Origin of the sequence: Pantoea sp. BJ2 (assembly GCF_040255075.1) — a bacterium.
In the GTDB taxonomy this organism is placed as follows: Bacteria; Pseudomonadota; Gammaproteobacteria; order Enterobacterales; family Enterobacteriaceae; genus Pantoea; species Pantoea leporis.
This window is the reverse complement of sequence record NZ_CP158293.1, coordinates 324,820-350,851: the sequence shown is the minus strand read 5'-3', so window position 1 is coordinate 350,851 and position 26,032 is coordinate 324,820. Positions and strand designations below refer to the sequence as shown.

24 protein-coding genes are annotated in these 26,032 nt (G+C 55.6%); 12 read left to right on the top strand and 12 right to left on the bottom strand.

Annotated elements, in window-relative coordinates:
• Positions 1-24: 24 nt before the first annotated feature.
• Positions 25-6,000, bottom strand: coding sequence for an autotransporter outer membrane beta-barrel domain-containing protein (locus AAF463_RS21110; RefSeq protein ID WP_350262408.1), 5,976 nt, complete (start codon positions 5,998-6,000; stop codon positions 25-27).
• A gap of 484 nt (positions 6,001-6,484) precedes the next feature.
• Between AAF463_RS21110 and AAF463_RS21105 the strand changes: the two genes are divergently transcribed.
• Positions 6,485-6,814: a DUF2000 domain-containing protein gene (locus tag AAF463_RS21105; protein WP_110866960.1), complete on the top strand. Its 330-nt coding sequence runs from the start codon at positions 6,485-6,487 to the stop codon at positions 6,812-6,814.
• Here the strand turns inward: AAF463_RS21105 and AAF463_RS21100 are convergent.
• Positions 6,811-7,713, bottom strand: coding sequence for an AraC family transcriptional regulator (locus AAF463_RS21100; protein WP_350262407.1), 903 nt, complete (start codon positions 7,711-7,713; stop codon positions 6,811-6,813). The two genes, AAF463_RS21105 and AAF463_RS21100, sit on opposite strands and share 4 nt — an antisense overlap.
• A gap of 99 nt (positions 7,714-7,812) precedes the next feature.
• Here AAF463_RS21100 and AAF463_RS21095 point away from each other — a divergent pair, with 99 nt between their 5' ends.
• From AAF463_RS21095 to AAF463_RS21085, 3 genes are all read left to right on the top strand, one after another.
• Positions 7,813-8,559, top strand: coding sequence for an SDR family oxidoreductase (locus AAF463_RS21095; RefSeq protein ID WP_222233992.1), 747 nt, complete (start codon positions 7,813-7,815; stop codon positions 8,557-8,559).
• Positions 8,560-8,644: 85 nt separating this feature from the next.
• The gene (locus AAF463_RS21090) at positions 8,645-9,109 is read left to right on the top strand and encodes a GNAT family N-acetyltransferase (protein ID WP_350262406.1); all 465 of its coding nucleotides are present in this window, start codon (positions 8,645-8,647) and stop codon (positions 9,107-9,109) included.
• 10 nt (positions 9,110-9,119) lie between these two features.
• Entirely contained in the window at positions 9,120-9,491 is a 372-nt protein-coding gene (locus AAF463_RS21085) for a RidA family protein (protein WP_336768158.1), read from the top strand.
• Here AAF463_RS21085 and AAF463_RS21080 read toward each other — a convergent pair.
• Both AAF463_RS21080 and AAF463_RS21075 read right to left on the bottom strand, forming a co-directional pair.
• Positions 9,478-9,900, bottom strand: coding sequence for an NUDIX hydrolase (locus AAF463_RS21080; protein ID WP_350262405.1), 423 nt, complete (start codon positions 9,898-9,900; stop codon positions 9,478-9,480). The two genes, AAF463_RS21085 and AAF463_RS21080, sit on opposite strands and share 14 nt — an antisense overlap.
• 87 nt (positions 9,901-9,987) lie before the next feature.
• Positions 9,988-11,136, bottom strand: a complete 1,149-nt coding sequence (locus AAF463_RS21075; protein WP_350262404.1) for an MFS transporter — start codon at positions 11,134-11,136, stop codon at positions 9,988-9,990.
• 204 nt (positions 11,137-11,340) lie between these two features.
• On the opposite strand from AAF463_RS21075, the gene AAF463_RS21070 reads away from it, so the two are divergent.
• Together AAF463_RS21070 and cybB are read left to right on the top strand one after the other, a co-directional pair.
• On the top strand, positions 11,341-11,835 hold the full coding sequence (locus AAF463_RS21070) for a MarR family transcriptional regulator (protein ID WP_217548100.1): 495 nt from the start codon (positions 11,341-11,343) through the stop codon (positions 11,833-11,835).
• 91 nt (positions 11,836-11,926) lie between these two features.
• Complete coding sequence (gene cybB / locus AAF463_RS21065; RefSeq protein ID WP_110866967.1) at positions 11,927-12,481, top strand: cytochrome b561; 555 nt, start codon at positions 11,927-11,929, stop codon at positions 12,479-12,481.
• Here cybB and AAF463_RS21060 read toward each other — a convergent pair.
• On the bottom strand, positions 12,465-12,818 hold the full coding sequence (locus AAF463_RS21060; RefSeq protein ID WP_350262402.1) for an MmcQ/YjbR family DNA-binding protein: 354 nt from the start codon (positions 12,816-12,818) through the stop codon (positions 12,465-12,467). The genes cybB and AAF463_RS21060 overlap by 17 nt on opposite strands.
• 55 nt (positions 12,819-12,873) lie before the next feature.
• Positions 12,874-13,716, bottom strand: coding sequence for an alpha/beta hydrolase (locus tag AAF463_RS21055; protein ID WP_350262449.1), 843 nt, complete (start codon positions 13,714-13,716; stop codon positions 12,874-12,876).
• Positions 13,717-13,843: 127 nt separating this feature from the next.
• Here AAF463_RS21055 and AAF463_RS21050 point away from each other — a divergent pair, with 127 nt between their 5' ends.
• Both AAF463_RS21050 and AAF463_RS21045 read left to right on the top strand, forming a co-directional pair.
• Positions 13,844-14,200 carry a MerR family transcriptional regulator gene (locus tag AAF463_RS21050; protein ID WP_110866970.1) on the top strand — a complete coding sequence of 119 codons (357 nt, stop codon included), beginning with the start codon at positions 13,844-13,846 and terminating at the stop codon, positions 14,198-14,200.
• Between the two features lie 88 nt (positions 14,201-14,288).
• A complete protein-coding gene (locus tag AAF463_RS21045) occupies positions 14,289-15,404 on the top strand; it encodes a metallophosphoesterase (RefSeq protein ID WP_350262401.1) in 1,116 nt (371 codons plus the stop codon).
• Between the two features lie 5 nt (positions 15,405-15,409).
• Here the strand turns inward: AAF463_RS21045 and AAF463_RS21040 are convergent, their stop codons facing one another.
• Positions 15,410-16,033 (bottom strand): TetR/AcrR family transcriptional regulator, encoded by a 624-nt coding sequence (locus AAF463_RS21040; RefSeq protein WP_350262448.1) that lies wholly within the window; start codon positions 16,031-16,033, stop codon positions 15,410-15,412.
• A gap of 137 nt (positions 16,034-16,170) precedes the next feature.
• Between AAF463_RS21040 and AAF463_RS21035 the strand changes: the two genes are divergently transcribed.
• Positions 16,171-17,379, top strand: coding sequence for an MFS transporter (locus AAF463_RS21035; protein ID WP_350262400.1), 1,209 nt, complete (start codon positions 16,171-16,173; stop codon positions 17,377-17,379).
• Positions 17,380-17,461: 82 nt separating this feature from the next.
• On the opposite strand, the gene AAF463_RS21030 is transcribed toward AAF463_RS21035, so the two are convergent.
• Positions 17,462-18,298 carry an alpha/beta hydrolase gene (locus tag AAF463_RS21030; protein ID WP_137386960.1) on the bottom strand — a complete coding sequence of 279 codons (837 nt, stop codon included), beginning with the start codon at positions 18,296-18,298 and terminating at the stop codon, positions 17,462-17,464.
• A 108-nt stretch (positions 18,299-18,406) separates the two neighbouring features.
• On the opposite strand from AAF463_RS21030, the gene AAF463_RS21025 reads away from it, so the two are divergent.
• Positions 18,407-19,405, top strand: a complete 999-nt coding sequence (locus AAF463_RS21025) for a GlxA family transcriptional regulator (RefSeq protein WP_233501722.1) — start codon at positions 18,407-18,409, stop codon at positions 19,403-19,405.
• A 79-nt stretch (positions 19,406-19,484) separates the two neighbouring features.
• Positions 19,485-20,702 carry an MFS transporter gene (locus tag AAF463_RS21020; RefSeq protein ID WP_101761412.1) on the top strand — a complete coding sequence of 406 codons (1,218 nt, stop codon included), beginning with the start codon at positions 19,485-19,487 and terminating at the stop codon, positions 20,700-20,702.
• Between the two features lie 11 nt (positions 20,703-20,713).
• Here the strand turns inward: AAF463_RS21020 and AAF463_RS21015 are convergent, their stop codons facing one another.
• Positions 20,714-22,654, bottom strand: coding sequence for a methyl-accepting chemotaxis protein (locus AAF463_RS21015; protein WP_217548093.1), 1,941 nt, complete (start codon positions 22,652-22,654; stop codon positions 20,714-20,716).
• 270 nt (positions 22,655-22,924) lie between these two features.
• Here AAF463_RS21015 and AAF463_RS21010 point away from each other — a divergent pair, with 270 nt between their 5' ends.
• Positions 22,925-24,034, top strand: coding sequence for a Fic family protein (locus AAF463_RS21010; protein WP_350262399.1), 1,110 nt, complete (start codon positions 22,925-22,927; stop codon positions 24,032-24,034).
• A gap of 42 nt (positions 24,035-24,076) precedes the next feature.
• Here the strand turns inward: AAF463_RS21010 and AAF463_RS21005 are convergent, their stop codons facing one another.
• The 3 genes from AAF463_RS21005 to AAF463_RS20995 form a co-directional block, all read right to left on the bottom strand.
• Complete coding sequence (locus AAF463_RS21005; RefSeq protein WP_192235001.1) at positions 24,077-24,424, bottom strand: YebG family protein; 348 nt, start codon at positions 24,422-24,424, stop codon at positions 24,077-24,079.
• Between the two features lie 73 nt (positions 24,425-24,497).
• The gene (locus AAF463_RS21000) at positions 24,498-25,292 is read right to left on the bottom strand and encodes an SIR2 family protein (protein ID WP_110866976.1); all 795 of its coding nucleotides are present in this window, start codon (positions 25,290-25,292) and stop codon (positions 24,498-24,500) included.
• Positions 25,289-25,849: a non-canonical purine NTP pyrophosphatase gene (locus AAF463_RS20995; protein ID WP_101761408.1), complete on the bottom strand. Its 561-nt coding sequence runs from the start codon at positions 25,847-25,849 to the stop codon at positions 25,289-25,291. Before AAF463_RS20995 ends, AAF463_RS21000 begins: the two co-directional genes overlap by 4 nt.
• Between the last annotated feature and the right edge of the window lie 183 nt (positions 25,850-26,032).

Here is a 26,032-nt window from a genome sequence, read left to right as displayed (position 1 = left end):
CATGCGCGATGGACAGGCTGAATTTTAAAACGACCACCTCACGCCCGCGTTATAGCGCCAGCCTTTGGCGCCGTTGCCGTCGATCTCTTTGCGGTAATCGGCTTCGGCATACAGCGCAACGTCGTTATTCAGCGTGGCGCTGACGCCTAAACCAACGTCCCACATCTGACCAAACTTGCCACTTTCGAAGATTTGACTGCCTTCAGTATCCGCCGCACCGATTTTGGTTTTCGCGGTGCCGCCCCAGCCTTTGTAGTAATTGGCGCGAACGTACGGCGTGTAGGCGTTCTGGCTGGTATCCAGCCAGGTGCGATCGAGGCGTGCGCCGAGTCGGCCGATGGTTTGATCGTAATCGTTGTACGACACGCGCGTGCGATCCTGATCGGTGAAGCTGTCCATCTTCATCTGCAGCCAGGTGATTTGCGCCTGCGGTTCAAGGCGCACGCCGTTGGCGAAGGTGAACGGATAGCCCGATTCCACCGACGCCGTCCAGCCTTTGCCTTTCGGTGTTGCCACCTCTTTCTGCCGGGCGATGTCGGTTTCACCGCGATACCAACCCCAACTCAGCGAGCCATCGAGGTAGAATCCGCTGTCGCGCAGCCAGGTGCCGTACAGCGAAATGCTGTCGCTGTCGAAACTGGTGGAGCTGTAACCGTCGGCTGCATGAGGACGAATGCGCGTGTTGCCACGCGTGTAGGCCACGCCGCCGCGCAAGCTGTCTTGTGGGCCGTCGGCGCGCAGCACGTTGCCGCCCAGCTGCACCGCACTGTAATCCAGATCGAAATCGTAGCCATAATCGGCCAAACCGCGATTGCTTTGATATTTCAGGTTGGAGCCGAGATAGCGGATAAACATCTCGCCGCCTACGGCATCGGACGCGGTTTGCTGCTGACGCAGTTCGCCGAGACGTTTATGCAGATCGTCGGTCACCGCCAGCGAGTAATACGCCAAACCCACCGGCGCGGAGATGTAGGACGGCACCTGCGGCGTCACGGCCAGCCGCGCGGCACGCTGATTGCTGCCCGCTTGTGGCTGGCACAGCGAACCGTCTTTACAGACAAAGGTGTTAGCGAGTCGATAATCCCACGCACCGGATGTTGAACTGCCCGGCGCGAAGCTGGCTAAACCATATTGCCACGGCCCGGACGCCACATAGCCGCTCTTGAGCGCAAAACTGGTTGCGCTGGCGCTGCCGGTTACCTGCGCCAGCGACACACCTTCGCTGGCGGCAATCACGCCATCGCGATTGCTATCCAGCTGCGGGCCGCCGATCAGCGTATCGTCGATCAAGGTAGTGCCCGACACATTGCCGTTTACGCGCAGGTTGTCGCTCTGCGTGGCGGTAGAGTTGAGTTTTAGGCTGCCGCCCGCCGATGCCAGTTGGCCATCAATGGTTAAAACATTCGCCGCCGCGTTGCCGCCGTTAGTGAGATCCAGCGTACCGGCGTTATTTACCACCAGCGAATCATCGGTCGCGCCTTGCAGCAGCGGATTGACGTTATCACCGGCAAACAGCGTACTGCCGGCGTCGATATTGATGGTGCTGTGCGCCAGCTTGATGTTGTCGGTTAGCGTCCATTGGGTGGCGAAGAAGTTGAGCGTGCTCCAGCCCGCGCCGAGGTTGGTGCCTTTGCTGACATCATCGCGGGTAAACGAGCCGCCGCGCGCCGTCAGTTCGCTGAGATTGAGCGTGCTGCCAGCGCCGTTTTCGGTGGTGATGTGACGGGTATCGGCCAGGCTGACTCTCTGCACCGTTGCCTGATTCGCCGCACCATTGCCCATCGTCAGGCTGCCGTTCAGCGTGCCGCCGGTCACCACCAGTTCATCGCTGCCGCTGCCGGTATTCACATCGCCGATCACCGCGCCATCGAGCAGCGCGATCACATCATTGCCTGCGCCTCCGGCTACGACGACCTGATCCGGGAACGGCGCGGAGATGGTGCCCTGGTTGATAAATACCGTGTCGCCACCGCGCAAATCGATCAGCGGAGAGACGCGGCTGAGTGAGGCAATCGAACCCTGATTGATCACCTGGCTGGCGGTGCTGGTGACAATCGCCGAACCGCCGTTGAAATCGCGAATGCCAATCGAGCCCTGCGAAATCACCTTGCCGCTGGTGTTAGCGCGAACGCCGGTACCCTGGCCGGAAACCAGAATGGCGTAATCCTTGCCGATCACCAGATCGTTGCTGGTGGTTGAGCCATCGGCATTTTCGAAGCGATAACCGGTAGCACCACCGCTGACGTTGATCAACGCGCGACCATTGGGATCAAATGAGGTCGCCGAACGCACGCCGTTGCCGCCGCTCACATCAAGCATCACGTTATCCAGCGAGATATTGCTGGTTTCCGCGCGGTTGTTGATTACGCTGCCGCTGCCATAAGCGCCGAGGATGATGTCGTTGGCTTCAAAGCCCTGCGCGCCATTATCCAGCAACAAGCCATCGGCTTTGCCCATCGCATAAATATTGCTCGCGCCCTGCCCGTCGCCGTAGATTTTCAGCCAGCCGCCGTTGCCAACGCGTAACGCTGCGGTACCGTCATCAACGCGCAGGGAACTCTCCATCGGAACGTATTGGCCGTAGCCGCTGCTGACGTCGACGCCGATGCCCGACGCAATACGCATGCTGCCACGGTTAATGAAGTTACCGCCGTCATGTACGCGCGCGCCGGTGCTGTTTGGTCCGGTGAGATCGACGACGCCTTGATACTGATTAAACAACCGTGCGCCACCGCTCACATCAAAAGCGGTGCTGTTGCTGCCGTTACCGGTGATTCGCGAGGCGGCGTAGATTTCCGACTCATCGCCGCCGACCACCGCCGCGGTGCCGTTTTCGCCATTCAGGGCAATGCCGCTGGTGATCACGCCCTCGGCGCTGCCGCTGACGCGCATCACGGTGGCATTTTTGCCGGTCACGGTGTAATTGTCGGTGCGGGAAACCATCGCGTCGTATCCGCTCACCTCCATGCCAGTGCTGTTTTCCCCGCTGAGCGTTACATTGCCTGGCGTTTCGGCATACAGCCACGCGCCGTTGACAATCTCGTATAGCCTTGAGTTTTCAGTGCTGACATCAACGCTGCCGCCGTGGCTGATCAAACGCGTGCCGGGATCCGCGGCGCGAAAACCGTATTGGTTCCTGTCGTGGAACACCACGCGATTGCCATCACCTAAATCAAGTAGTCCACCGGCAAACACCGCGCCCGCCAGCGCGTTTGAGCCAAACAAATTGATGGTGCCGTTTTGATAGAAGCGCGCCAGCTCATGATAGGAGATCAATCCTCTGCTGGGTGAGAAACTCTCGGCATCCACGTTATACACATTGAGCAAGCCGATATTGATAACTTCAGTCGGCGTTACGCCATCGGTGTACTCGGGATTGCCGTACGCATACAGACCGGTGCTGCTGCGCGTCACGGTGACATCGCCACGGTTGAAGGCAAAGGCACCATTCTGCGCATAAATACCGTTGGTGCTCTGACCGCCTAAGGTAATGTCGCCGGTATTGATCAACTGGGCGTGATTGCTGACAACCAGCGCCTGTTGATTATCAGCAACGCCGCTGAGCGCCGCATGGTTGACCAGCAGCGTGTCCGGATTGAACTGGGTTTGCGGATTGATCGGGTCGCCTGTCAGGGTGAATTTATTGCCATCCGCCACCGCGCCGGTCGCGCCATTGCTGAGCAGCCTGATGCGGGTCGCCGCATCAATGGTGGCGTGCGCGCCGTCACTGATCTCAACGGCACGCGCGTAGTTGCCTGCAACGTTGAAAGTCGCGCCATTGGTGTTGACGTCGGTGAACTCACCGCTGCCGTAAACGCCCGTGGCGAACGAGTTGGTCATGGAAAGCGTGCGGCCGGTGCCGTCAAAATCTGCCCCATCTACAACGCGGAAAATGTTGCCGTACGGCACGGTTGCGCTGTAGCTGCCGTTGGCGGGCAAGTTGATTCTGGCGTTGGGGCCAAGGGTGTAAAAACTGATATGCCGTGCGGTATACACGTTGGGATCAGGCACGGATAGCGGCACCGCATTAGCGCTGACATCAACCACCGCAAGCCCTTCGGCACGAATACCAATATTCGAGTTTCCGCCGAGTCTGATCGGCCCGGTCAGTTTCGCGTAAGCCGTGCCGCCCGGATCGCCCTTCACCCATACCGCCGTGTTAAAGGAATTAACAAACCGATCGCCATCGCCAGGCACGTTGATCGCGCCGCTGGAAAATGCCACGGAGTCATTGCCATCGCGCGCGATGACTTTTAGGCCAGTGCTGTTGTAGCCGTTGACATTGATGGTGCCGATATTGCCAACCTTGCCAAGGCTGCCGGAATCCAGCACCAACATGCCAACGTTCTCGGCGGGTTGAACTTGCGCCTTGCCGTTAACGTCGATGATGCCATTGTTCAGCGTAACCGCGTGAGGCGCGAGTTCCACCTTCATCCCTGCCGCGTTTTGCACTTTGGATCCAATCACGATGTGGCCATTATTCACGGCTTTTGAATCAAGGAATTGATAGATGCCGCTGGCGCCGCCACTTAGATTGACGGCGACATCTTCGGTGGGATCATTTTTGCGATTTTGCGGCGTGCGCCCGATGTAGATGAGGCCGTCTTTGGCGTTAACGAAACCGCCTTTGCCGTCGCTGCTCAGCAATACGCCCGCTGCCGTGCCGCCGCTGCTGACATCGCTGACGCCAACGTTGATGTTGCCGTGGTTAACCACTTTGCTGTTGTAGGCATTGATGCCGGTACTGAAGCCCGCGCCGGGTTGCAGGTTGATCACGCCACGATTGTTAAACCGACTTTCATAACTGACGTCGACCGCGCTGCCGCCCGCGCCAACCGTGCTGATATCGACGCCTTTACCATTGGCGTTATTAAGAAAACCGGCGTTGATGACGCCGTTATTAAAGCCGCGCGCGCCGCTGAGCAACTCGAGGCCAGAACCGGTGCTGGCAAGTTTGCCATCGACTATCGCCTTCGCCCCGTTGCTGGCACGCATCACCGCGCTGTTGCTGTTCACCACTTCCAGCGTTTTGCCGCGATTGATTTTCACTGTTGCCTTCGGACCATCGGCGCTAAGCACCACCTGATCGAATATCGGTAGCGCCACTTCATCATCGAAGTTGTTGGTGCTCATGCGATACACCACGCGCCCTTCGCGCAGCGCGTAGGCCTTATTGAATTCTGTGTTGTAACTTTCGGTGCTGAGGTTGGCGTTGGAGAGCTGATCGATCAGCCAGTCGTTGTAATTGCGCAGTTCATTGAGATTAGTGACGTTGAACGTGTTAGTGCCGCCATCCAGTGTATTGACGGTGAATACACCCGCGTATTCCACCACGTTGCCGACATCGTAAGCCAGGCGATCGCCACCGTACGGCGTGGTGCCGGCGGTGAAGGCGATACGGTTATTGGAATTCCAGTTCAAATTGCCTTTTTTGCTGGCGGTAAATAACTGGCTTTGCTTCGCCGCCATCGACCAGCTATTACTGGAGGAAGTCGTCGCCGCGTTATGCTTGCCAATATCGATATTCAGCGTGCCATTACTAACGGAAGCGACACGCGCGTTGATATATTGTTTGTCGTTTACATCAAAATAATCTGGCACCACGGTATCCAGACCTACTGCAGGTAAATCGACCAGTTCTGCAGTATTAAATACCTGATAGGTGGTGTAGGTATTTTCTTCGTAATTGGGGATGCCAATAGCGTAATTCTGCGCACCGATTTGCAGCCGCGCCGCGCCAATCACGTTGTCATTGATAATTCGCCCAATATTGCGCAACTCACCAATCGTTACGCTGCCCGTACCGTTTTCACCCGGCGCGAACTGCGGCAATCCGCTCAGCGTTTGCGTGCTGCCATTACATAAACAGTAAGCACCAACCTTATTGTCATTAATTTCAGGCGTATAAGGCTTTAATATCGCCGCCGTTGTCGGCAACACAGGGAACATCACGCCTTGCGCAGCCACAAGGCTTAGTAACACCGGATTTAATTTAAACACAATGTTTTCCTCAACAGAGAAAAGACAATACGCGCACGGATTATTACCGTTGCGCTTTAGGTTTGTTTAAGTAATCGAATTATTTTGTTTCAGCTTTTTAATGTTTGAAATCGGTTGAAATGAGTATCTACGCTTTAGCTGGCAAGCGTCCAGTTTGAGTTAAGGATTTGTGAGGTGGGAGAAAGGATTTAGGAATTAAGCCAGGGTGATTTTATAATTACCCGGATCTAATAGTCGTAAAGATGATGATATTGAAACATCAAGTAAACTATATGGGATTTAATAAAACTCTCATGAATTCATTGTGATTTATTCGAATCTTTTATTCAGCCAAAGGCCAGGCCGCTAATCCCTTTAATTCCTGCAGTACAAACATACTCTGCATCTCCAACTGCGCGATAAATAGCGCCGCTACAAAATGTGCGGAATTTATACTCCAGCGATCGCTTACTTTTGCATTCCCACTCAAGGTGAAATACTCAACATGGATTTCGACGCAAACACCCATCGCTGCACCATCTTGATTGATCAGCAACTGCCCGCCGGATTGGCAATGAACGCTGCCAGCATTATCGGCATTAGTTTTGGCAAATTACCAGGAAATTTGGTGGGGCCGAATCAGCAAAGCCAGGATGGCGTTGATTATCCCGGCGTCATCTACGCGCCGCTGGCGCAATCCTGCAAAACGTACGAAGAGTATGGCGAACGTATTGCTGACGCGCACAGCGATCAGATTGAGTTGGTGGCGATCGGTTTGATCGGTCCAAAGAAAAAAATTACCCGTTTAACCGGCAATTTGAAGCTGTATCGCTAAACATCCTCTTCGGCGGCGAACCACGCCGGCGGCTGCCCGACGTAGCGACTGAACGCCACGCTGAAGGCGCTGGCGGAGCGATAGCCGACGCGCTCTGCCACTTCGGCCACCGCCATGCTTTTACCGCGCAGCAGATTTTTCGCCAGCGCCATGCGCCACGTCAGCAAGTAGACCATCGGCGCCACGCCAACCGCTTCGCGGAAACGCACAAAGAAAGAGGAACGTGACAGCGCGGCGGCTTTCGCCAGTTCGGCCACCGTCCAGCTGTGCGCAGGGTTGGCATGGATGGCGCGGATTGCCGCCGCCAGCCGTTCGTCGGCTAAGCCGCTCATCACCCCAGGACACGCATTGCAGATTGGCATCGATCGCAGCGCCTCAATTAACAGCAGCTCCAGCAAGCGTTCCAGCACCACCTGACGCGCCGGTCGCTGCGCGCGGCATTCATCCATCACCAATTCCACCAGCGTGGTCAGGCGCGATTCGCCGCGCACCTGAATAAACTGCGGCAGCAGCGAGACAATCAATCCGGCATCGGGCGCGCCGAACTGGCAATAGCCAATCAGAGTTTGCACATCGGCGGGCTGCTGTTGGTCGCCAATCCAGTATTCGCCGGGCGCGAGCATCTGTGGCGCGGTTTCGGGCGCATCGTCGGCGGGCGGTTCGGCGCTGGTCATGCAAAATTCGCACGCCGCCGGGATCAACACAAAATCGCCCTGCTCCAGCGTGATGGGCGGATGCCCTTTCATCTTCAGCTGGCTGCGACCTTCCAGCACCAGACAATAAAACGGCTGACCGGTTTCACTGCGATGCACACGCCAGCGGCCATTAGCACGCGCGCGTTTAGAAAACGCCGCTTGCGGCTGCAGCAGCGACACCATCTCCGCTAAAGGATCGATCATTTGGACTCCTGCGAATGAAAGCTGGACGTTGCGTTGTAGTGAGTCCAGTTGGTTGACTCTATAGTGATCGTCTACCCCAATGCAATGCAGGAGTGAAAGATGAAAACGATTTTAATCACCGGCTGTTCTTCCGGCTTTGGTCACGCCACCGCGCTCTATTTTCTGGAACGTGGCTGGAAAGTGATCGCCACCATGCGCACTCCGCGCGCCGATCTGTTCCCGGCCTCGGATAATCTGCGTCTGCTGCCATTGGACGTCAGCGATGCAGCCAGCATCAAAAATGCCATCGCCGCAGCGGGCGACATCGATGTGCTGGTGAATAACGCCGGGATTGGCGTGCTGGCATCACTGGAAGGCACGCCAATATCGACGGTGCGCGACGTGTTTGAGACTAACACGCTCGGCACCATCGCACTGACGCAGGCTGTGCTGCCGCAGTTCCGCGCGAAACAAGGCGGAACGGTGATCAACGTGACCTCGACGGTGACGCTGAAATCTCTGCCGCTGCTGGCGGTTTACACCGCAAGTAAAGCGGCGGTGAACGCCTTTACCGAATCGCTGGCTTTGGAGTTGCAGCCGTTCAACATCAACGTGCGGCTGGTGTTGCCGGGTTTGGCGCCCACCACCGATTTCGGCAAAAATGCCACGCCGCGCATGGAGAACACGCAACTTGAGCCGTATCAGCCGCTGTTAGATGGCGTGTTCAGCGCGATGCAGCAGCCGCAACCGACCACCAAAGCGCTGGATGTGGCCGAAGCGGTGTGGCGTGCGGCGACCGATCCGCATGCTCCGATGCGCATTCCAGCTGGTGAAGATGCGGTGGCGCTGGCGAACGAAGTGGGCTGATACACCTTGCCGGGCAGCGTAGTTTGCCTGACAACGCCAACATCGCTATGTTGTCACTCTCGCCTGCCACCTTTGAGGAATCGGAATGCACATCAGCCTGCTGGCACAACAGCCACAGTTTTTGGATGCGGTGACGCAAATGCTGCATCGCGAATGGTCGGATTTCCCCAACTGGCGCGATGCGGCAGTTATTGAGCAGCGTTTACAGGCGCGCAATGCCGCCGAGGCCAAAACGCTGACGCTGGTGGCCACCACAAGCGATGGCGAATTGATGGCGACCGCCAGCATTATCCATTACGAACTGCACGATATCGCCGAGCGCGAGTTTTGGCTCGGCGAAGTCATTACTGCCGCAGCACATCGTGGAAAAGGGTTGGCGAGTGGCCTGGTGACGCGCTTAATTACCGAAGCGCGTCAGCGTGGGATCACCGCGTTGTGGCTGTATACACCGGATCAACAAGCGCTTTATCGCCGCTTCGGCTGGCAGGATGTGGAGCAGCGCGAGATTGCTGATGAAGATGTTACGGTGATGGTTCTAAACATTATTTAAGGAGAAGCAGATGCTGATGCGTAAAAACTATCCGCAATTGGGTGAAGTCAAAGCGCCTTATGTGCACGCGGTAAAGCACAATGAAACTTTATATGTCTCTGGCTTGACCGCTTTCGGTACGCCAGCGCAGCAGGCTGATATCGCTACACAAGCAGAAACTATATTCCAGCAGTTGCATACCATCGCGGCTGAAGAAAAGAGTTCGCTGGAAAAGCTAATCAAGGTGACGATTTTTATCACCTCATTTGATGAGATCAACGTCTTACGCGGCGTGCTGTTTAAACATTATGGCGAACATCTGCCGGCGAGTTCGCTGGTACAAATTAGTCAACTTTTCTCGCCGGATTTAAAGATTGAGATCGAGGCGATTATCGCCCTGTAGCCAACGCCTGCAGCGCCGCCAATCCGTCGCGTGCCATCCATGTGCGCAGCGGCGCAAACAGCGGTTGCGGCAGATTGTCTGGTGCGAACCATTGCCAGCCGTGGCACTTTTCAGGCTCCATCAGTTGTGGTTCACCGATTGCGTCCTGCGCCACCATCAGTAGCGTAATGTAGTGCTTGTTGACCTCGGGAAACACATCGCTAACGAATGCGCCGTTTTGCAGTTCACCAAGCTGTAAGCCAGTTTCTTCCAGCACTTCACGACGCGCGCAGGCTTCCGGCGATTCGCCAAACTCCAGATGCCCGCCCGGCGCAGACCAGTCGCCCGCGCCGTGGCTGCCTTTGCGTTGCCCTAATAACAGTTTTCCATCGCGGAAAACTAAAACGCCGATTCCCACTTGTGGCGACATCGTTGCTCCTTGGTTTGCCAGGCCGTCATAAATAACGACCCTGCGTTAAAAATTGCCCCACGTTTTATCACATTCTGTGCCGTGCGTTTATCGCTGCGTTTTAAACCGCAGCGCCATCACCATTAGCAACATAATGCCTACGCTCATGATTATCCACGCACTATCGAGCGAGGCGGCGCGGTCACGCACGATGCCAGCGACCAGCGGCATCAACGCCGCCAGCAAATAACCGCCGCCCTGCACGAAGGATAGCAATGCGCCCGCTTCTTCCGGCGTGTGCGCGTGATCGAGCGTGACGATCAACGAGAGCGGGAACAGCGCGCCAATGCCTAATCCGAGCAGCAATGTAGGCAACCACGCCTGCGCCCCGCCAAGCCACAGCAGACTGATCAAGCCCAGCAGAATCAAAGTTAACACCACCAGCAACGGACGGCGACGATCGCGGAAGCGATGAATCAACGCCGACAGCACAAAACCCGCGGCAACTTCCGTCAGCGTGAGCGCGCCCAGCACATAGCCACTTTGTTCAGGTTGCCAGCCGTGCTGCATGTAAAATGGCGGCAGCCACGCCAGCACCAAGGTGTACGCGCCGGTGCCAATGCCAAAGAAGATCATCAACAGCCAGGCACGCGGTGAGCGAGCAGTGCGTGGAGCCTGGCTGCTTTGCATTGGCGTTACGCCGCGTGAAAACGTCAACCACAGCAACAGCGCGATGACTGCGGGGACAACAGGAATTGCCAGCGTTAACGCTAAACCTTGCGATTTCGCCAATGGTGCGGCGCTGGCGGCAGCAATCGCTGCGCCCGCCATAATCCCGGTGGTGAACAGCGCCATCAGCGTGCCTGCTTTCGCACCAAAGTGACGTTTGATCTGCGCTGGCATTAAGGCCTGAATCAATCCGATACCGCAACCCGCCACCAGCGCGCTGGTAATCAACGCTGTGGCAGATTGCTCGAACCCACGCGCGACGCTCGCCAGCGCCAGCAACAGCAATCCGGCAGCGATACCGCGTACTTCGCCGAGCCGGCGCAACAGCAGCGGCCCGGCCAGCGCCGCCAATCCCATCATGATGACCGGCAACGTGGTCAGCAGGCTAAGCTGCGTGGCGCTGAGCTGCGCGTCGCGCTGCAGCAGCGGAAACAGCGGCCCCATCGCCGCCATCATCGGCCGCAAATTCAGCGCGATAACAAAAACCAGTAAGGCAAACATCCCAACCGCAGGTAAAGTACGATTCACTTTGCATCTCCATGCTCATTAAAAGTATCTTAACGTTAAGATACTTTTCGCAGCAGCAACAGCCCATGCGCACAAAGCAACAAATGGGGATGAGATGGCGAATATTAATCACCGCACAATCCGTAGCGGCGCAATTTATTGCGCGATGAATCGCGCCGCTACGGATTGTGCAAACAGGCAACAACAGCATCTGGAGAAATCAATTTGACCGATCACGTCGATTTTGTAGTTGAACAGTGGGCCAGCGCGATGCCGGAGCTGGATGCATCGTCGATGGCGGTATTTGGTCGCATGCTGCGTATCATGAAACATCTGGCGAAAACGCGCGCTGAAGCGCTGGCACCGTTTGGATTTCGCGATGGCGAATTTGATGTGCTGGCGACGCTGCGGCGCGCGGGTGCGCCCTATCGCTTATCGCCGACCCAGCTGTATAAATCATTGCTGGTGACATCGGGCGCGATGACCAATCGCCTCAATCGGCTGGAAGACGTGGGGTCGATTGTGCGCGTTGCCGATCCCGACGATAAGCGCAGCATGCTGGTGGCGCTGACTGAAGAAGGATTAGCGAAGATCGAGCAAGCCCTGCTGGTACACACGCAAACGCAAAATAGCCTGCTGGAAACGCTGGATGCAGCGCAGCAAGCGCAGCTGAAAACCTTGCTGAGTCAATTGTTGGTGGCAACAGAAGCGGAAAGGTAAAAACGCTGTTGCTGATGTGTCAAATAATGAATTCATTCAGCGCATTTTCCATTAAAGTAACCGTCCCGCCAGGCCTTTTTACGGATTAAAAATGAGCAATAAATACGCCCCATCGCAGATTTTTCTTCACTGGTTGACCTTCCTGTTGGTCGTCACTGCGTATTGCACCATGGAATTTCGTGGACTGGCGACGCGCGGTTCGTGGCAAGGCTTTGCCATGATTATTGGTCACTTCAGCGCAGGAAGTTGTGTGCTGGTGATTATGCTGTCACGCATCCTGCTGCGTTTCCGCCATCGCAGCCCGGCGATTTTGCCCAAGCCGCCGCACTGGCAAACCGGTCTGGCGCATCTGATGCATCTGGCGATCTACGTGTTTTTCATTGTCTTGCCCACGCTGGGCATTTTGTCGCGCTTCTATATGGGCCGCACCTGGTGGATTTTTGGCATTCCGATGCCGGTGAGTGGCGATCCGGATCCGGATTTCGCCGACATGATTGCGGACTGGCATGAAACCCTCGCGCCTTACGGATACTGGCTGATCGGCATTCATGCCGTGGCCGCGCTGGCGCACCATTATCTGTTCAAAGACAATACGTTAATGCGCATGATGCCTGCGCGCCGCTCGCGCGCTAAAACGTCAGACTGAAGCTGTCATCCAGCAACGCCAGAATCTCGCTATCCGGCAAGCCGTTTTCCAGCGTGATGCTCAGCCAATGCTCTTTGTTCATGTGGTAAGCCGGATAAACGCCGGGCAACTGGCGCAGCGACCCAGTCAGTTCAGGTCGCACTTTGATGTTCATCACGTCAATTACCGGCCCATCCGGTAAACCGAGTTTGTGACTCTCCAGCGGGAACACCAGCGCAAACCATTTGCGGTGCCGCGGATGACGCAGCACTGCATACTCACTGTGCTTTTTCCACGGATAATCGGGTTCTACCTGATAGTGCTGATTGATGTAGTCGAACAGCTGCTGGCGTTGCATGCATCCTCCGTAGTGACGCGGGATAAGGGCCGCCGAAGATGGCGGCCCTGAGACTTTATAAAGCTGAAGCAAACGTTGCCAGTGTTCGATTAAAACGCGCAGGTTCTTCGATAAATGGCGCATGGCCAGAATCGGCAAACATCTGTGTCTGAATGCGCGAATTGATACGCTTTACTCTGGCGAGAGATGCAGCAGGATTCACCAATGCATCATGCTCACCGTAGATGAACAGCAGCGGCACACGCACATTTTTTACTCCTTTTTCTAATGCAATGGTCATGGTGGGCACCGCTCGTTGCATGGGCCACGCAGCCAGCGCGGCGTTGGCCAGCAGGCGTTCAAAGGTGGTGCGGTCAGGTTGCTGGTAAAAACACAGCTGCAGAAAAGCCCGCTCGCCATCCAGATGTGTTTTCAAATCACTTGCCGTCATTGCGCCATATACGTCATGCGCCGGAATCAACGTGGGATTGAGCTCTACCACGCCGTCGACGTAGATAGCGCCACTGATATTACCGTCACCATAGGCCGCCAGATAGTTGGTGATCACCGCCCCGCCCAATGACCATCCGACTAATAACGGCTTATTTGCATGGCTTTGATTAATTACTGCGCGGAGATCGTCGGCCCAGCGTTTCCCATCGCGGTAAGCTGATTCTTGTTCAGGCTTGTCGGATAAACCGTGACCACGCATATCGAATGTAATCAGCCGATAGCGTTGCTGTAACTGCGCATCACTGATCTGTTTTTCCCAGTTTAAGTGGCTGCCAAGCAAACCATGAATAAACACAATAGGTAAACCATCAGGATTACCTGATTCCTGCACTGCCAGCTTCACGCCATCTGGCGCGGTAATGGTGTACTGCTTCTCAGCGGCGAACAGCGTGGCAGAAAAGAGCATGAGAACGCCGCTAAACAGTGTGCGTTTAAACAGTAACAGCATAAAAATCTCCTTAAATGAATGATTCCCGGCTATCCTGAACCCTGACACTGATGTCAGAGTCAAGCTGCTTTATGGGGAGTCACTTATGCAGTTATCAATTGGAGAGCTGGCAAGAGAGACAGGCGTGAGCGTGCGCGCCATTCGTCATTACGATCGCCATCATCTGCTAACTTCAACACGTGCCTGCAATGGATACCGTTTTTTCCCGCCACAGGCGATAACCCAGGTGCGCCAGATTCAACGGCTCATCAATACCGGTTTCAGCATTGCCGAAATCTGCTCTTTTCCGGATTGTATGCGCATGATCGAAGGGGCAGCATTCTGCCCGGAAACTCAGGCTGTGCAATATAAGCGACTGGCGGATATTGAACGCCAAATTAGTGAACTCGAATCTCGTCGGGCATTGCTGATGGCCACGCTGGCTGAAGGCATCACCCGATGATGCGGTTTTATCAACAGTGCGGTCAGTAATGTTCTTTGCGGATAAATTTTTGCGCTAAATCAGCGCCCTTAAACCAGGGAAGTGAGTGATGTTCCATCTGATTTTCAGCATACCGAGCTGGTATGTGATCGCCCGATTTTTGTTCCCGTTAGCCATGCCCTTGCTGTTAAAAATCATCCTTTCTCTGCTGGTGTTGCTGGCTTCGCAATATCTGCTGGTGAGCCGTTTTACCTCTGGCAGCATGTTCTCGCCGGAAATGCCGCGCGCCATCGTCATCCTGTTCAACTGGGGTTTCAGCGCCGTTTTATTCCTCGCGCTGACGCAGTTTGTGATTGATGGAGTGGCGCTGGTTTCACTGTTGTTCCGCCATCCGTTCGAAATCGTGCCCGCGGTGCGTTATGTGGCGGCGGCGTTTACCTTGATTCTTGCCACGGTTGGCGTTTATCAGGCCATCCGCGTTCCGCCCATCAAAGATGTGACCATCGAGATCGACAACCTTCCGCGTGAATTCGAAGGCTATCAACTGTTGCAGTTAACGGACATGCACATCACCAAACTTTTTAATGAGAAATGGACGCGCGCCCTGGTGCAAAAAGCCATGACGCTGGACGTTGACTTGATTCTGGTTACCGGCGATGTGATTGACGGCACGCTGCAGAACCGTCGTGCGGACGTCGAACCGCTGCGCGGATTACACGCCCGCGATGGCGTTTTCGCCATCACCGGCAATCACGAATATTTCTTTGAGCAGGAGCGCTGGACCGCACATCTGGCGTCGCTAGGTCTGGAGCCGTTACTCAATCGCCATACGGTGATTAAACGCGATAACGCCGAGCTGGTGATCGCCGGCATGCCGGATACGTCAGCAGCACGACGTGGCGCAGTTGGCCCCGATTTGGAACTGGCGCTGGCCGGTGCGCCGGAAGACGCTCCGGTGATCTTGCTCGACCACCAGCCGCGCAACGCCCGGCAAAACGCACTGAAAAACATTGATCTACAGCTGTCTGGCCACACGCACGGCGGCCTGATTGTTGGCTTTGATCGCCTATTTGCCAAACCCAACGCGGGTTTCGTGTCGGGTTTGTATCAGGTCGACGGCATGCAACTCTACGTCAACAACGGCACCGCGCTGTGGCCTGGCATGGCGGTGCGTTTGGGCCGCCCCTCAGAGTTGACCCGCATTACGCTGCAGCGCAAACCGTAACGCACTTAAGATTGTGGGATTGCCCGCGAGGCATCCCACAATCTCATCATCTGTGCGATTCCGCGCTCAACTTCGTGGAGAGGAACTTCATCGCGCGCTAGCGTTGAGATCCCCAGCATAAAACTGTTGAAGCTGACCGCCAGCGAAAGCGTCTCCTCCTCATCCCGCAACTCACCGCTGCCGATCCCTCTTTCAACGCAATGCTTTATCCCTTCACGGGTGCGGATGCGCGATGCTTCAAGCGGTTTAAGCACGTGGCGATTTTCCTCAGAACAGGAAGACATCACGCTTAGCGCAACCATGCATCCACGCGGATGCGCAGGATCGTACTGCATTCTGGCGGAGTTGAGCAGCGAGGTTTCCAGCGCCTGGCGAGCGGGCACGCGGGTATCCCACAAAGCTTCCGTGACCTGAGCATGGGTTTGCAAATAACAGTTCACGGCTTCAGCAAAGAGTGCCTCTTTCGATCCAAACGCGGCGTAGAAGCTTGGCGCGGTGATGCCTTTGCCTATCGAGGCTTTGAGCTGCGCCAGCGAGGTTGATTCATAGCCGTTTTCCCAAAAAAGGTGCATCGCTTTGATCACCGCTTCATCCCGGTCAAATTGTCTTGGTCTGCCTGTTCTCATCATCACATCCTCCGCCATTTATACTAATCGATACAGAATTCATTGACAACGCACAGCTCGCCTCCGCAATATAAATACCGATCGATACATATATCCATGGCGCTTCGCGGCGCTGTTGCAAATCAAGAGCAGGCTAAATAATGAATTCAACGTTTAAGCACGAAGAAGCCCAACGGCTGCCAATCCTGGCGCTTTTGGCGCTCGCAATGGCAGGTTTTATCTGCATCCTGACTGAAACCATACCCGCCGGATTGCTGCCACAAATCAGTCAGGGGCTTAATATTTCCCCCTCGCTGGCCGGTCAATGGGTTACCGCCTATGCAGCCGGTTCGCTACTGGCCGCGATTCCGCTCACATTGCTGACCCGAAGCTGGTCGCGCCGGGTTGTGCTGCTGAGCACCGTGTGTGGATTTCTGCTATTTAACACTCTTACCGCCGTCTCTTCTGACGTTGTCATCATCTTAATAGCGCGATTTTTTGCTGGTGCGTCAGCCGGTTTGGCGTGGAGTCTGATTGCGGGCTATGCGCGAAGAATGGTGGTTCCATCGCTGCAGGGACGCGCATTGGCGCTCGCCATGGTGGGCACGCCCATCGCTCTTTCACTCGGTGTTCCGGCAGGCACATGGATGGGTTCGTTGCTGGGATGGCGTCTGACTTTTGCCGCCATGTCGGGTCTCTCTCTCATTCTTATCGGCTGGATTTTGCTGGCCGTGCCGAACTATCCCGGCCAATCTGCTACGCAAAAAATGCCGCTCGGCGCAGTGTTACGCCTCCCCGGCGTAGGTGCCGTGCTGGGTGTGGTGCTGACCTGGATGCTGGCGCATAACATTCTCTATACCTACATTGCACCGTTCCTTGCTTCAGCCGGTCTGGCGCATCGCGTGGATGTGGTGCTGCTGATCTTTGGTATGGCGGCATTGGGGGGAATATTCATTACCGGCAAGATCATTGATACGCATCTGCGCAAAGCGGTGCTGCTGTCACTCTCCATCTTTGCTGCGGTGTCGGTGATTTTTGGTCTGAGTACGCCAACACCCGCCGTGATCTATGCGGGCATAGCCGTTTGGGGACTCACCTTCGGCGGTGCCGCGACGCTGCTGCAAACGGCTCTGGCAGATGCCGCCGGTGAATATGCCGATGTCGCGCTCTCCATGAATGTCGTCACCTGGAACAGCGCTATCGCCCTCGGCGGTTTGACCGGCGGAATGTTGCTGGAACATGTCGGCTCCCAATCTTTTCCGTGGGCGATTCTGCTATTGCTGTTGGTCGCGTTGGGAATTGCGCTGCGTGCTAAGCAGGGTTTCCCGGCTGAGAACAGCCGGGAAACCGGCATTACACCGGTGGCTTAGCGTAAACATACATTGCACATGCTGTAGCGGCGCGATTTATCGCGCAAATAATTGCGCCGCTACGATTCGTGAACTCGGTAATTTACGCTTTCGCAAACGCCAACAAATCAGGATTAATCTGCTCAGGATGCGTCGCGAACATACCGTGCGACAAGCCTGGGTAGGTTTTCAGCGTGCCCTGTTTCAGCAGCTTAATCGCCTTATGCGCCGAATCATTAATCGGCACCACCTGATCGTCTTCCCCGTGCAGCACCAATACCGGCACCGTGATCGCTTTTAAATCTTCGGTAAAATCGGTTTCCGAGAACGCAGCGATACAGTCGTACTGCGCCTTAGCGCCGCCCGCCATGCCCTGACGCCACCAGTTATCGATCAAACCCTGGCTCACTTTCGCACCCGGACGGTTAAAGCCGTAGAACGGCCCCGCTGGCACATCGATAAAGAACTGCGCGCGGTTAGCGGCTAGCGCCGAGCGGAAACCGTCAAACACCTCTTTTGGCAAACCTTCAGGATTGGCGGCGGTTTGCAACATGATTGGTGGCACGGCGCCCATCAACACTGCTTTCGCCACGCGACCTTTTTCGGCATGCGCCACATAACGCGCCACTTCGCCGCCACCGGTAGAGTGACCGATATGGATGGCGTTGCGCAGGTCAAGCGCTTTGGCCAGTTCTGCCACGTCAGCGGCGTAAGTGGTCATATCGTTGCCGCTAGCGGTTTGGTCGGAACGTCCGTGGCCGCGACGGTCGTGGGCGATAACGCGATAACCTTGTGCCAGGAAGAACAACATTTGGTTATCCCAGTCATCGGCGCTTAACGGCCAGCCGTGGTGAAACACTACCGGTTGGGCGTTTTTTGGGCCCCAGTCTTTGTAAAAGATTTTGGTGCCGTCTTGGGTGGTGATGATGCCGTTGCTCATGAGTAAGTCCTCTGTATGTGATTGTCTGCGTTCGATGGGCTTATTGTTATGGAAAGCGGCAGCGGCTAATATTGTCAAATATGACACATTAAGGGCCGTAACTGACAAATGATTAAAACTGACGAAAGCAGCGTTGTCGCGGAGATTGGCTTGGTGATCTATCCCGATTGCCAACTCGCGGCGATATATGGCTTAACCGATATGTTCAGGATTGCTGCGGAATGGGCCGAGAATATATCGGGTGAAGAGCGCAAGCGGACGATTCGTGTCTCACATTGGCAGATTGATGCGCACAGCGATCACATGGTTTGCGTCTGGGATAGCCATCCCGATACAGCACATCGCCTGAGCCACGTGATTGCGCCGCCAAGTCTGGTGGTGCCAGCGAAAATGGTGCCAATGAAGGTGCCCGCCGACTGGATGAGTGAGCTTTATGACGCAGGCGTAACGCTATGTTCGGTGTGCGCCGGTGCCTTTGTGCTGGCCGAAACCGGACTGATCGATCACCGTCGCGCCACCACGCACTGGGCCTTTGCGCAGACGCTGTCGGAGCGTTTTCCTGCGGTAGACGTCGCGGTGGAAAATATGGTGATTGACGATGGTGACATTATTACCGCCGGTGGGATTTTGGCGTGGACGGATTTGGGTTTAACGCTGATCGAAAAAGTGCTCGGCACCGGCACCATGCTGGCGACCTCACGCTTTTTATTGATCGACCCGCCGCGACGCGAGCAAAGCACCTATTCGGCATTTATCCCCAATTTCGATCACGGTGATAGCCAGATTCTGCGCGCGCAGCATCATCTTCATGCCCATGTTGCCGAGCAGCACAGCATTGAGAGCATGTCGGCGCTGGCAAGCATGACGCCACGTACTTTTCTGCGCCATTTCCAGAAAGCGACCGGCCTGCGGCCAACGGATTATTTGCAGCAGGTACGCATTATGAAAGCGCGCGACGCGCTGGAGCTGAGTAATCGTTCGGTCGATCAGATCGCCTGGGAGATCGGCTACAGCGACCCTTCCGCTTTCCGCAAAATTTTCCGCAAACTCACCGGCGTCACGCCCGGCCAGTATCGGCAGCGGTTTGGTACCCGGCAACATAATTAACGCCCATCACAGCAGGAAAATTGCCGTTTTCCTGCCATGATTACGTTCGTCCCGTTCCGATTACTTGCTAAGGATTCCTATGCCACTGCGTTCGCTTCAGGCTCTGTGTCTGGTTAACTTTTTTATGGCTGACGTACGAGATGGTCTTGGGCCTTTTCTCGGCATATTTCTGACAGAACGCCACTGGAATGCAGGAGATATTGGCTGGGTGATGACCGCCGGTGGCCTTGCAGGTCTGGTTGCCACCCTGCCGGCGGGTTTAGCCACAGACGCTACTCGCCATAAACGATCGTTGCTGCTCATCGGTTCACTCCTGATCACCCTATCCACCTTGCTGCTGTGGTATTTCCATCAGGGATGGATCGTGGTTTTATCGCAGATTGTGACTGGCCTTTCCGCCGCGCTCATCGCGCCGATGTTGACGGGTATTACCCTTGGCCTGGCCGGTCCGCAAGGATTCAGCCATCAAATGGGGAGAAATGAAGCCTTCAACCACGGCGGAAATATGACAGCCGCCATTATTGCGGGTGCTTCAGTGTGGTTGTGGGGCACGGGTGCGGTGTTTGTACTCATGACGACGATGGCGCTGTGCGCAGGTGCAGCCGTGCTGGCTATTCGCCATAACGACATCGATAACCTTGCCGCGCGCGGGCTTTCTGGCAGCGAATCGGCCAGCAACGTCCCGCGTCTTTATCAGATTGCCCGTAATCCTGCCGTCATTATCACAGGAGTTACGCTGTTACTCTTTCATCTTGGCAATGCCGCGCTATTACCTATGCTGAGCCTGCGGGTGGCGGCAGCGCACAATGCAGCCATCAGCCCCGGACTTTATGCTGCCGCCACGGTGGTTATTTCACAATGTGTGATGATTCCCATGGCGCTGTATGCTGCACGTCACGCACCGCGTTTTGGCTATCCCGTGCTGATCACGGCGGCGCTGCTGGTGCTGCCGTTACGTGCGTTGATTGCCTCCGCTTTTGACGGCGCTTATTTCATGATTCCGGTACAGATTCTGGATGGCGTAGCGGCGGGTCTGCTGGGCGTGGCGGTGCCGGGTTATATCGTGAAGGTGCTTGAGGGCAGCGGACATACCAATGCGGGTCAGGGTTTTATCATGCTCATGCAGGGCGTCGGCGCGGCAATGAGTCCCGCGCTGGCGGGAAACATTGCCGCAGCCTATTCCTATCGCAGTGCGTTTGCCGTGCTGGGCGCAATCGCCCTGGCGGCGCTGATCACCTGGTGGATAGGCAGCCGTTATTCAGAGAAAAACGGCGTGCCACGCTCAGCGCGTTCTTAGCTAAGGCTCAATTAACTCAGCTGGAAACGCCCAACGGTGTTCGCCAGCTGCGAGGCCTGATCTTCCAGCGAACTGGCGGCGGCAGACATCTCCTGCACCAGCGCGGCGTTCTGCTGCGTGGTGCTGTCCATCTCGTTCACCGCGATGGTCACCTGACTGATGCCGCGCGCCTGCTCATCGGAAGCGATCACAATTTCACCGATAATGGTGCGCACCGAATTCACCGCCTGCGTCATCTCCTGCATGGTCTTGCCCGCATCCTGCACCAGCTGCACGCCGCTGCCGACGCGCTGCGTGGATTCTTCAATTAGCGCGCCGATATCTTTCACCGCATTGGCGCTGCGTTGGGCCAGATTACGGACTTCCGACGCCACCACGGCAAAGCCGCGTCCTTGTTCTCCGGCACGCGCCGCTTCTACTGCGGCGTTCAGCGCCAGAATATTGGTCTGGAAGGCGATGCTATTGATGATGGCGGTGATGTCACCAATTTTCTTCGCGCTGTCGTCAATTTGCGCCATGGTTTGCACCACTTCGCCCACCAGCGTTTCACCACGGCTGGCAATGTGCGTGGCGTTGTCAGTGAGCGTTGTCGCCTGATGCGCGTTGGTAGCGTTGTGTTTCACCGTGGCAGTGATCTGCTCCATGCTGGCGGCGGTTTGCTCTAGGGCGGCAGCTTGCTGCTCGGTACGCGAGGCGAGATTAAGGTTGCCGCTGGCGATTTCACCCGCGCCCTGACGCACCGACGAACTGGCATCCTGAATCTGTCCCACGATATCGCGCAGCTGGTTTTGCATGGTATGCAGCGCATAGAACAAGCTGCTGTTATCGCGCCCTTTCAACGTGATGACGTTATCGAGTTTGCCATCGGCGACGGCCAGCGCGATGGTCGCGGCTTCCAGCGGTTCGCCACCAATCGGCTTCAGCACTTTGCGGCTGAACAGCATGCCAAGCAGCGTACACACCACCAGAATGCTGATGATCATCAGGATCACTGCGTTAATCAGTTGACGATGCGCCGCCGCCATCACCTGGCTGACCGGCGCAACCACGCCGAGATACCATTTCTGATCGCTGTTACCAATCACCACCGGCTGCCAGGTTACCAGCGCATCTTCACCCAGCAACGCATCATGATGTTCCATCACGCTGCTGCTGAAGTTATGGGTATCACCTTTCCACGGCTTGCTGGTCTGGCTTTTATCCGGATAGGAAACCACATTACCCGCGCTGGAGAGCAACATCGCATAGCCGCTGCCTTCCCACGGTTTGATTTTGTTGACCTTTTCCTGCAGCGACGCCAGCGAAATATCGGACGTCACCACGCCCCACAGTTTGCCCTGACTCACAATCGGCGCCGCTACCGAAGTCAGCAGCGTCGGCACGCCGTTGTAGGCGTAGCTGTAAGGTTCAATCAGCATATCTTTCTGACTTTTTTGCGGCAGCAGATAGTAATCGCCCTGACCTGGCGTGAAGATCGAGGTCAGCGGATGCAGGTTAAAATTGCCGGTTTGATCGCGATCGACGAAGAAGGCGTAGCGACCTTTCGGTGCCGCATTGGCTTGGGTGGCGAACTCCGCGTCACGTCCGTCGAAGGCATTCTCTTCGAAGATCACTGAGATCGACAGGTAATCGGGATTATCGCGCAGCGCCGATTCCATCAGCTTATCAGCAACTTTACGGTCCTGAATGCCCGCCGCTGGCAATGCGATCAAGCTGTGGCCGAGGTTATGCGCCACATCGCGCGCGTAGCTAAGTTCATGCTGAATTTGCAGCGCCTGGCTTTGTGCAATCTGCTGTAGATAGCTTTCGGCCAGCGACTTTTGTTCGTTACTGGATTGCCAGCTCAGCACGCCGATGGTTACAGCAAAGCCGAGTGTGATGGTTAAGGCGCCCGTCAGCAGCATCTGCGTGCGGGTGCTCATTGTTTTCTTAGGTGATGCGTGTTTGGCCATTATGGCGCTCCTGGAGTTGACACTTTTCGGTATTCAGAACCACTCCCTGTGCGCGTACATCCCTTTGAACACTCTATCGGCGCGCGGCGGTAGAACTTGATGGCAAGGTACCAAACTCCGGTGGATTGCCATTGATGGTCACCGACATTAGCTCAGCGCCAGATGCCTGCAAGCTCAGCTGGTCAATGAGCCGATTACAGACTATTATTCAGCTCACCATGTGAGCCGAATAGCCGTTCTATTCAGCTCATGCGATTCAGGAGTGACTTTATGATGTGGATTTGGCAGCAGCCCGATTGGCCGCAGTTTCGCTGGCAGGAAGAGAAATTACTGCCGCGCCTGCGCCAGCTGCAGCAGCAGCGCGGCGTCTTGCTGGGCCGCGCCAGCGTGCAAGATAACAGCGATCAACAAACGCTGGATACGTTGCTCAGCAATATCCTCTCTTCCTCAGCGATTGAAGATGAGCGCGTCAACGCGCAGTCGGTACGATCGTCCCTTGCCCGCCGTTTAGGCGTTTCGCTCGATCAGCCTTACCCGGTTTCCGAACGTTCCGAAGGTTTGGCAACCATGATGATGGATGCCATCACGCAACGCGATCAGGAACTCACGTTGGCGCGTTTATGTCAGTGGCATCGCTGGTTATTCCCCGCAAGCGAATGGACCATTAAGCGACTAAATGTTGGCACGTTGCGCGGCGATGAACCGATGCAGGTCGTTTCGGGGCGTATCGATCGGCCAACGGTACATTTCGAAGCGCCGCCGCGCGCCGGGCTGGAGGTACAGCTTGAAGAATTTATCGCGTGGTTTAATCACAGCCGCGCGGATCCGCTGCTCGACCCGCTGTTGCGCGCCGCGCTGTGCCATCTGTGGTTCGTTACGCTGCACCCGTTTGATGACGGTAATGGACGCATCACCCGCGCCCTGACCGATTTGGCGCTGGCGCAGGCGGATAGCCAAAGCATTCGTTTGTATGCCATGTCCGCATCGATTCTGGCGCAACGTGCCGATTATTACCGCATCCTGCAGCAGACGCAGCGCGGTGCGCTGGACGTCACAGATTGGCTGCTGTGGTTTTGTGATGTGCTGAATGACAGCCTTGAGCGCGCGCTGGAAACCGTTACGCGCACGCAAAACAAAGCGCGCTTCTGGTTAATGCACAATGCTGCTGAGCTAAGTGCGGAGCAAACCCGCGTGCTGAATCGCTTACTGGATGGCGGTGAACAGGGATTTAACGCAGGCATAAGCGCCGGCCAGTATCAGAAGGTGGCGAAAGTGAGTAAAGCCACGGCGACGCGACATCTGACAGAACTGCTGGCGAAAGGTTGTCTGGAGAAATTACCCGGCGGCGGGCGCAGCACGCGCTACCAGATTAAGCGTTGATGGGTAACCAGGTGCGCATCAATGCGCACCTGACAAAACGGCTTACGCCGCTTTAACCGCGCGGACTTTCTTTTCCGGCGCTACCGCTCCCGCTTCGCTCTCGGTTTCCGCAGCGGCTTCAGGCGCTTGCGCAACCTCTTCTGCCTTTACAATATCCGGCAGCTTGCTGGTGCGCAGGATATGCTGCACCGCGTCTTTCTGTTCAGCCAACAGCAGACCCAATGCTTCGGCCTGCGCTTCACCCAAATCTGGCTGATGTTGCTGTAGCCAATCGGTAAAGGCGTCTGCCATATCGAGCATTTTGTCCCAGGCATCCGCGTCTTTTTTATTGGCAAACGTCATCTTTTCTTCACCCTTTCTGACTACAACATATTTGGTTTCGACTGCCATGATGCACCTCGATTAACTGTATTTATATACAGTATATTCTGATCAAACTTTTCCAGGCAATGACTTTCTGCTGTTAAGCCAGTAATTCTTCCAGGAATAGCGCCAACGCTTTGCGCGGATCGTCCTCTTCCGAGACGATCATCTCAATGCCCCACTGCCCTAATACCTCTTTTGCCACCGGGTTATTGCGGTTGGTGAACAGGTACGATTTAGGACGCGCGGTGGCCAAGCCGGTTCGGCCCCACATTTTTGTCAGGCGGTAGAATAACAGACGAATATTGAAATCGCTGATGCTGTAGCCCACAAACAATACCGAGTTGCCCATGACGTCGTGCGTGAGTTTGATATCCAGCGGCGAATCAAAATAGAGGCGTTCAAAGTAGCTGCTTTCATCCAGCACAATTGACGTATCGTCGTCGAAATCACCATGCAGTTTGATGATGTGGCGCTTATCTTCAGTCAACGACACCAAATCTGCCGCGTTCGCTACTTTACTGTAAGGCACGTTGTGCGCCTCATGCGCCATTTCAAGCCAGCGATCGTAATTGGTGGTGTAGATGCGTGAGAAATTGCCTTGGGTGATCATGGTATGGATTTCAGAACTGCGCACGTCAATATCCGGGCGATGCCATTCGCGATCCATCCAGCTGCGCAGCGGTCCCAGGGAGCCTTTACGCTGCTTGTAATACTCCGCCAGCGACAGATGCGTGCCGTAGGTATTGAAGATTTTTGGGTCGTAGCCCAGCTCTTTAGCCAGGTGCGCAATCAGCTCATGCCATTCCGGCAGGCCAAGATTGCGTGAAATGCCTGCACCGGCGAACAGGATCAGTTTACCGGTGTCATAGGCGCGTTTTAGCTCGGGTTTCATGCCAATCCCCGCGATGTTTTCAAAAAGGTTGCGAAGCGATCCAGCGCCAGGCGACGCATCGAAATCTCATTTTTCAGCTCGCCCATTTCGGCGAAAGTTTGCGTGTGCCCTTCCGGGATAAACACGCAGTCCCATTGAAATTCGCGTGGACCAGCAGGCTCGGTGGCGATGGTGCCGCGCAGTTCGCCTTCGAACTGATACATTTTTTGCCCATCGCAATAGCCAAGCACGGTTTTTGCCGTGACGCAGGCGCTATCTAAACCGTTCACCAGTTTGGTGAAGCGCTCGGCATTCAGGCGGCTCCAGAAGATGCGCGTCAATCCGGCCGGTAAGCCGTTCAGGCCATCCAGATAGAGCCCGGTGTGTTCGACAAACAGTGGACGACCAATAATAGAGAACGCTTTGGTGAGCTTGTCGCGCACCAGTTCAACCTCATTTTCAGTCTGAATCTCTTCAATACGGCGTGCGATGGGCAGCACTTCGACACCGACCGGCTCAAGGATGGTACGCACCTCGGCCAGCTTTAGTTCATTGGCAGACAGGAATCGTATTTTCATTGCAATCAGTATGTTGAAGGTGAGTTTAAGCTCTGTAAAAGCCTTTCCGTTGGTCGTTGATTCTAGCGCGCCTACCGGGCACTGGGTAGGAACAATCTCTGATAGGAGAAAACAAAATTATGACTTTATCGATGCAAGAATCTAGAATAATTATGCGATTCAATTTAATAAATATGACAGTAA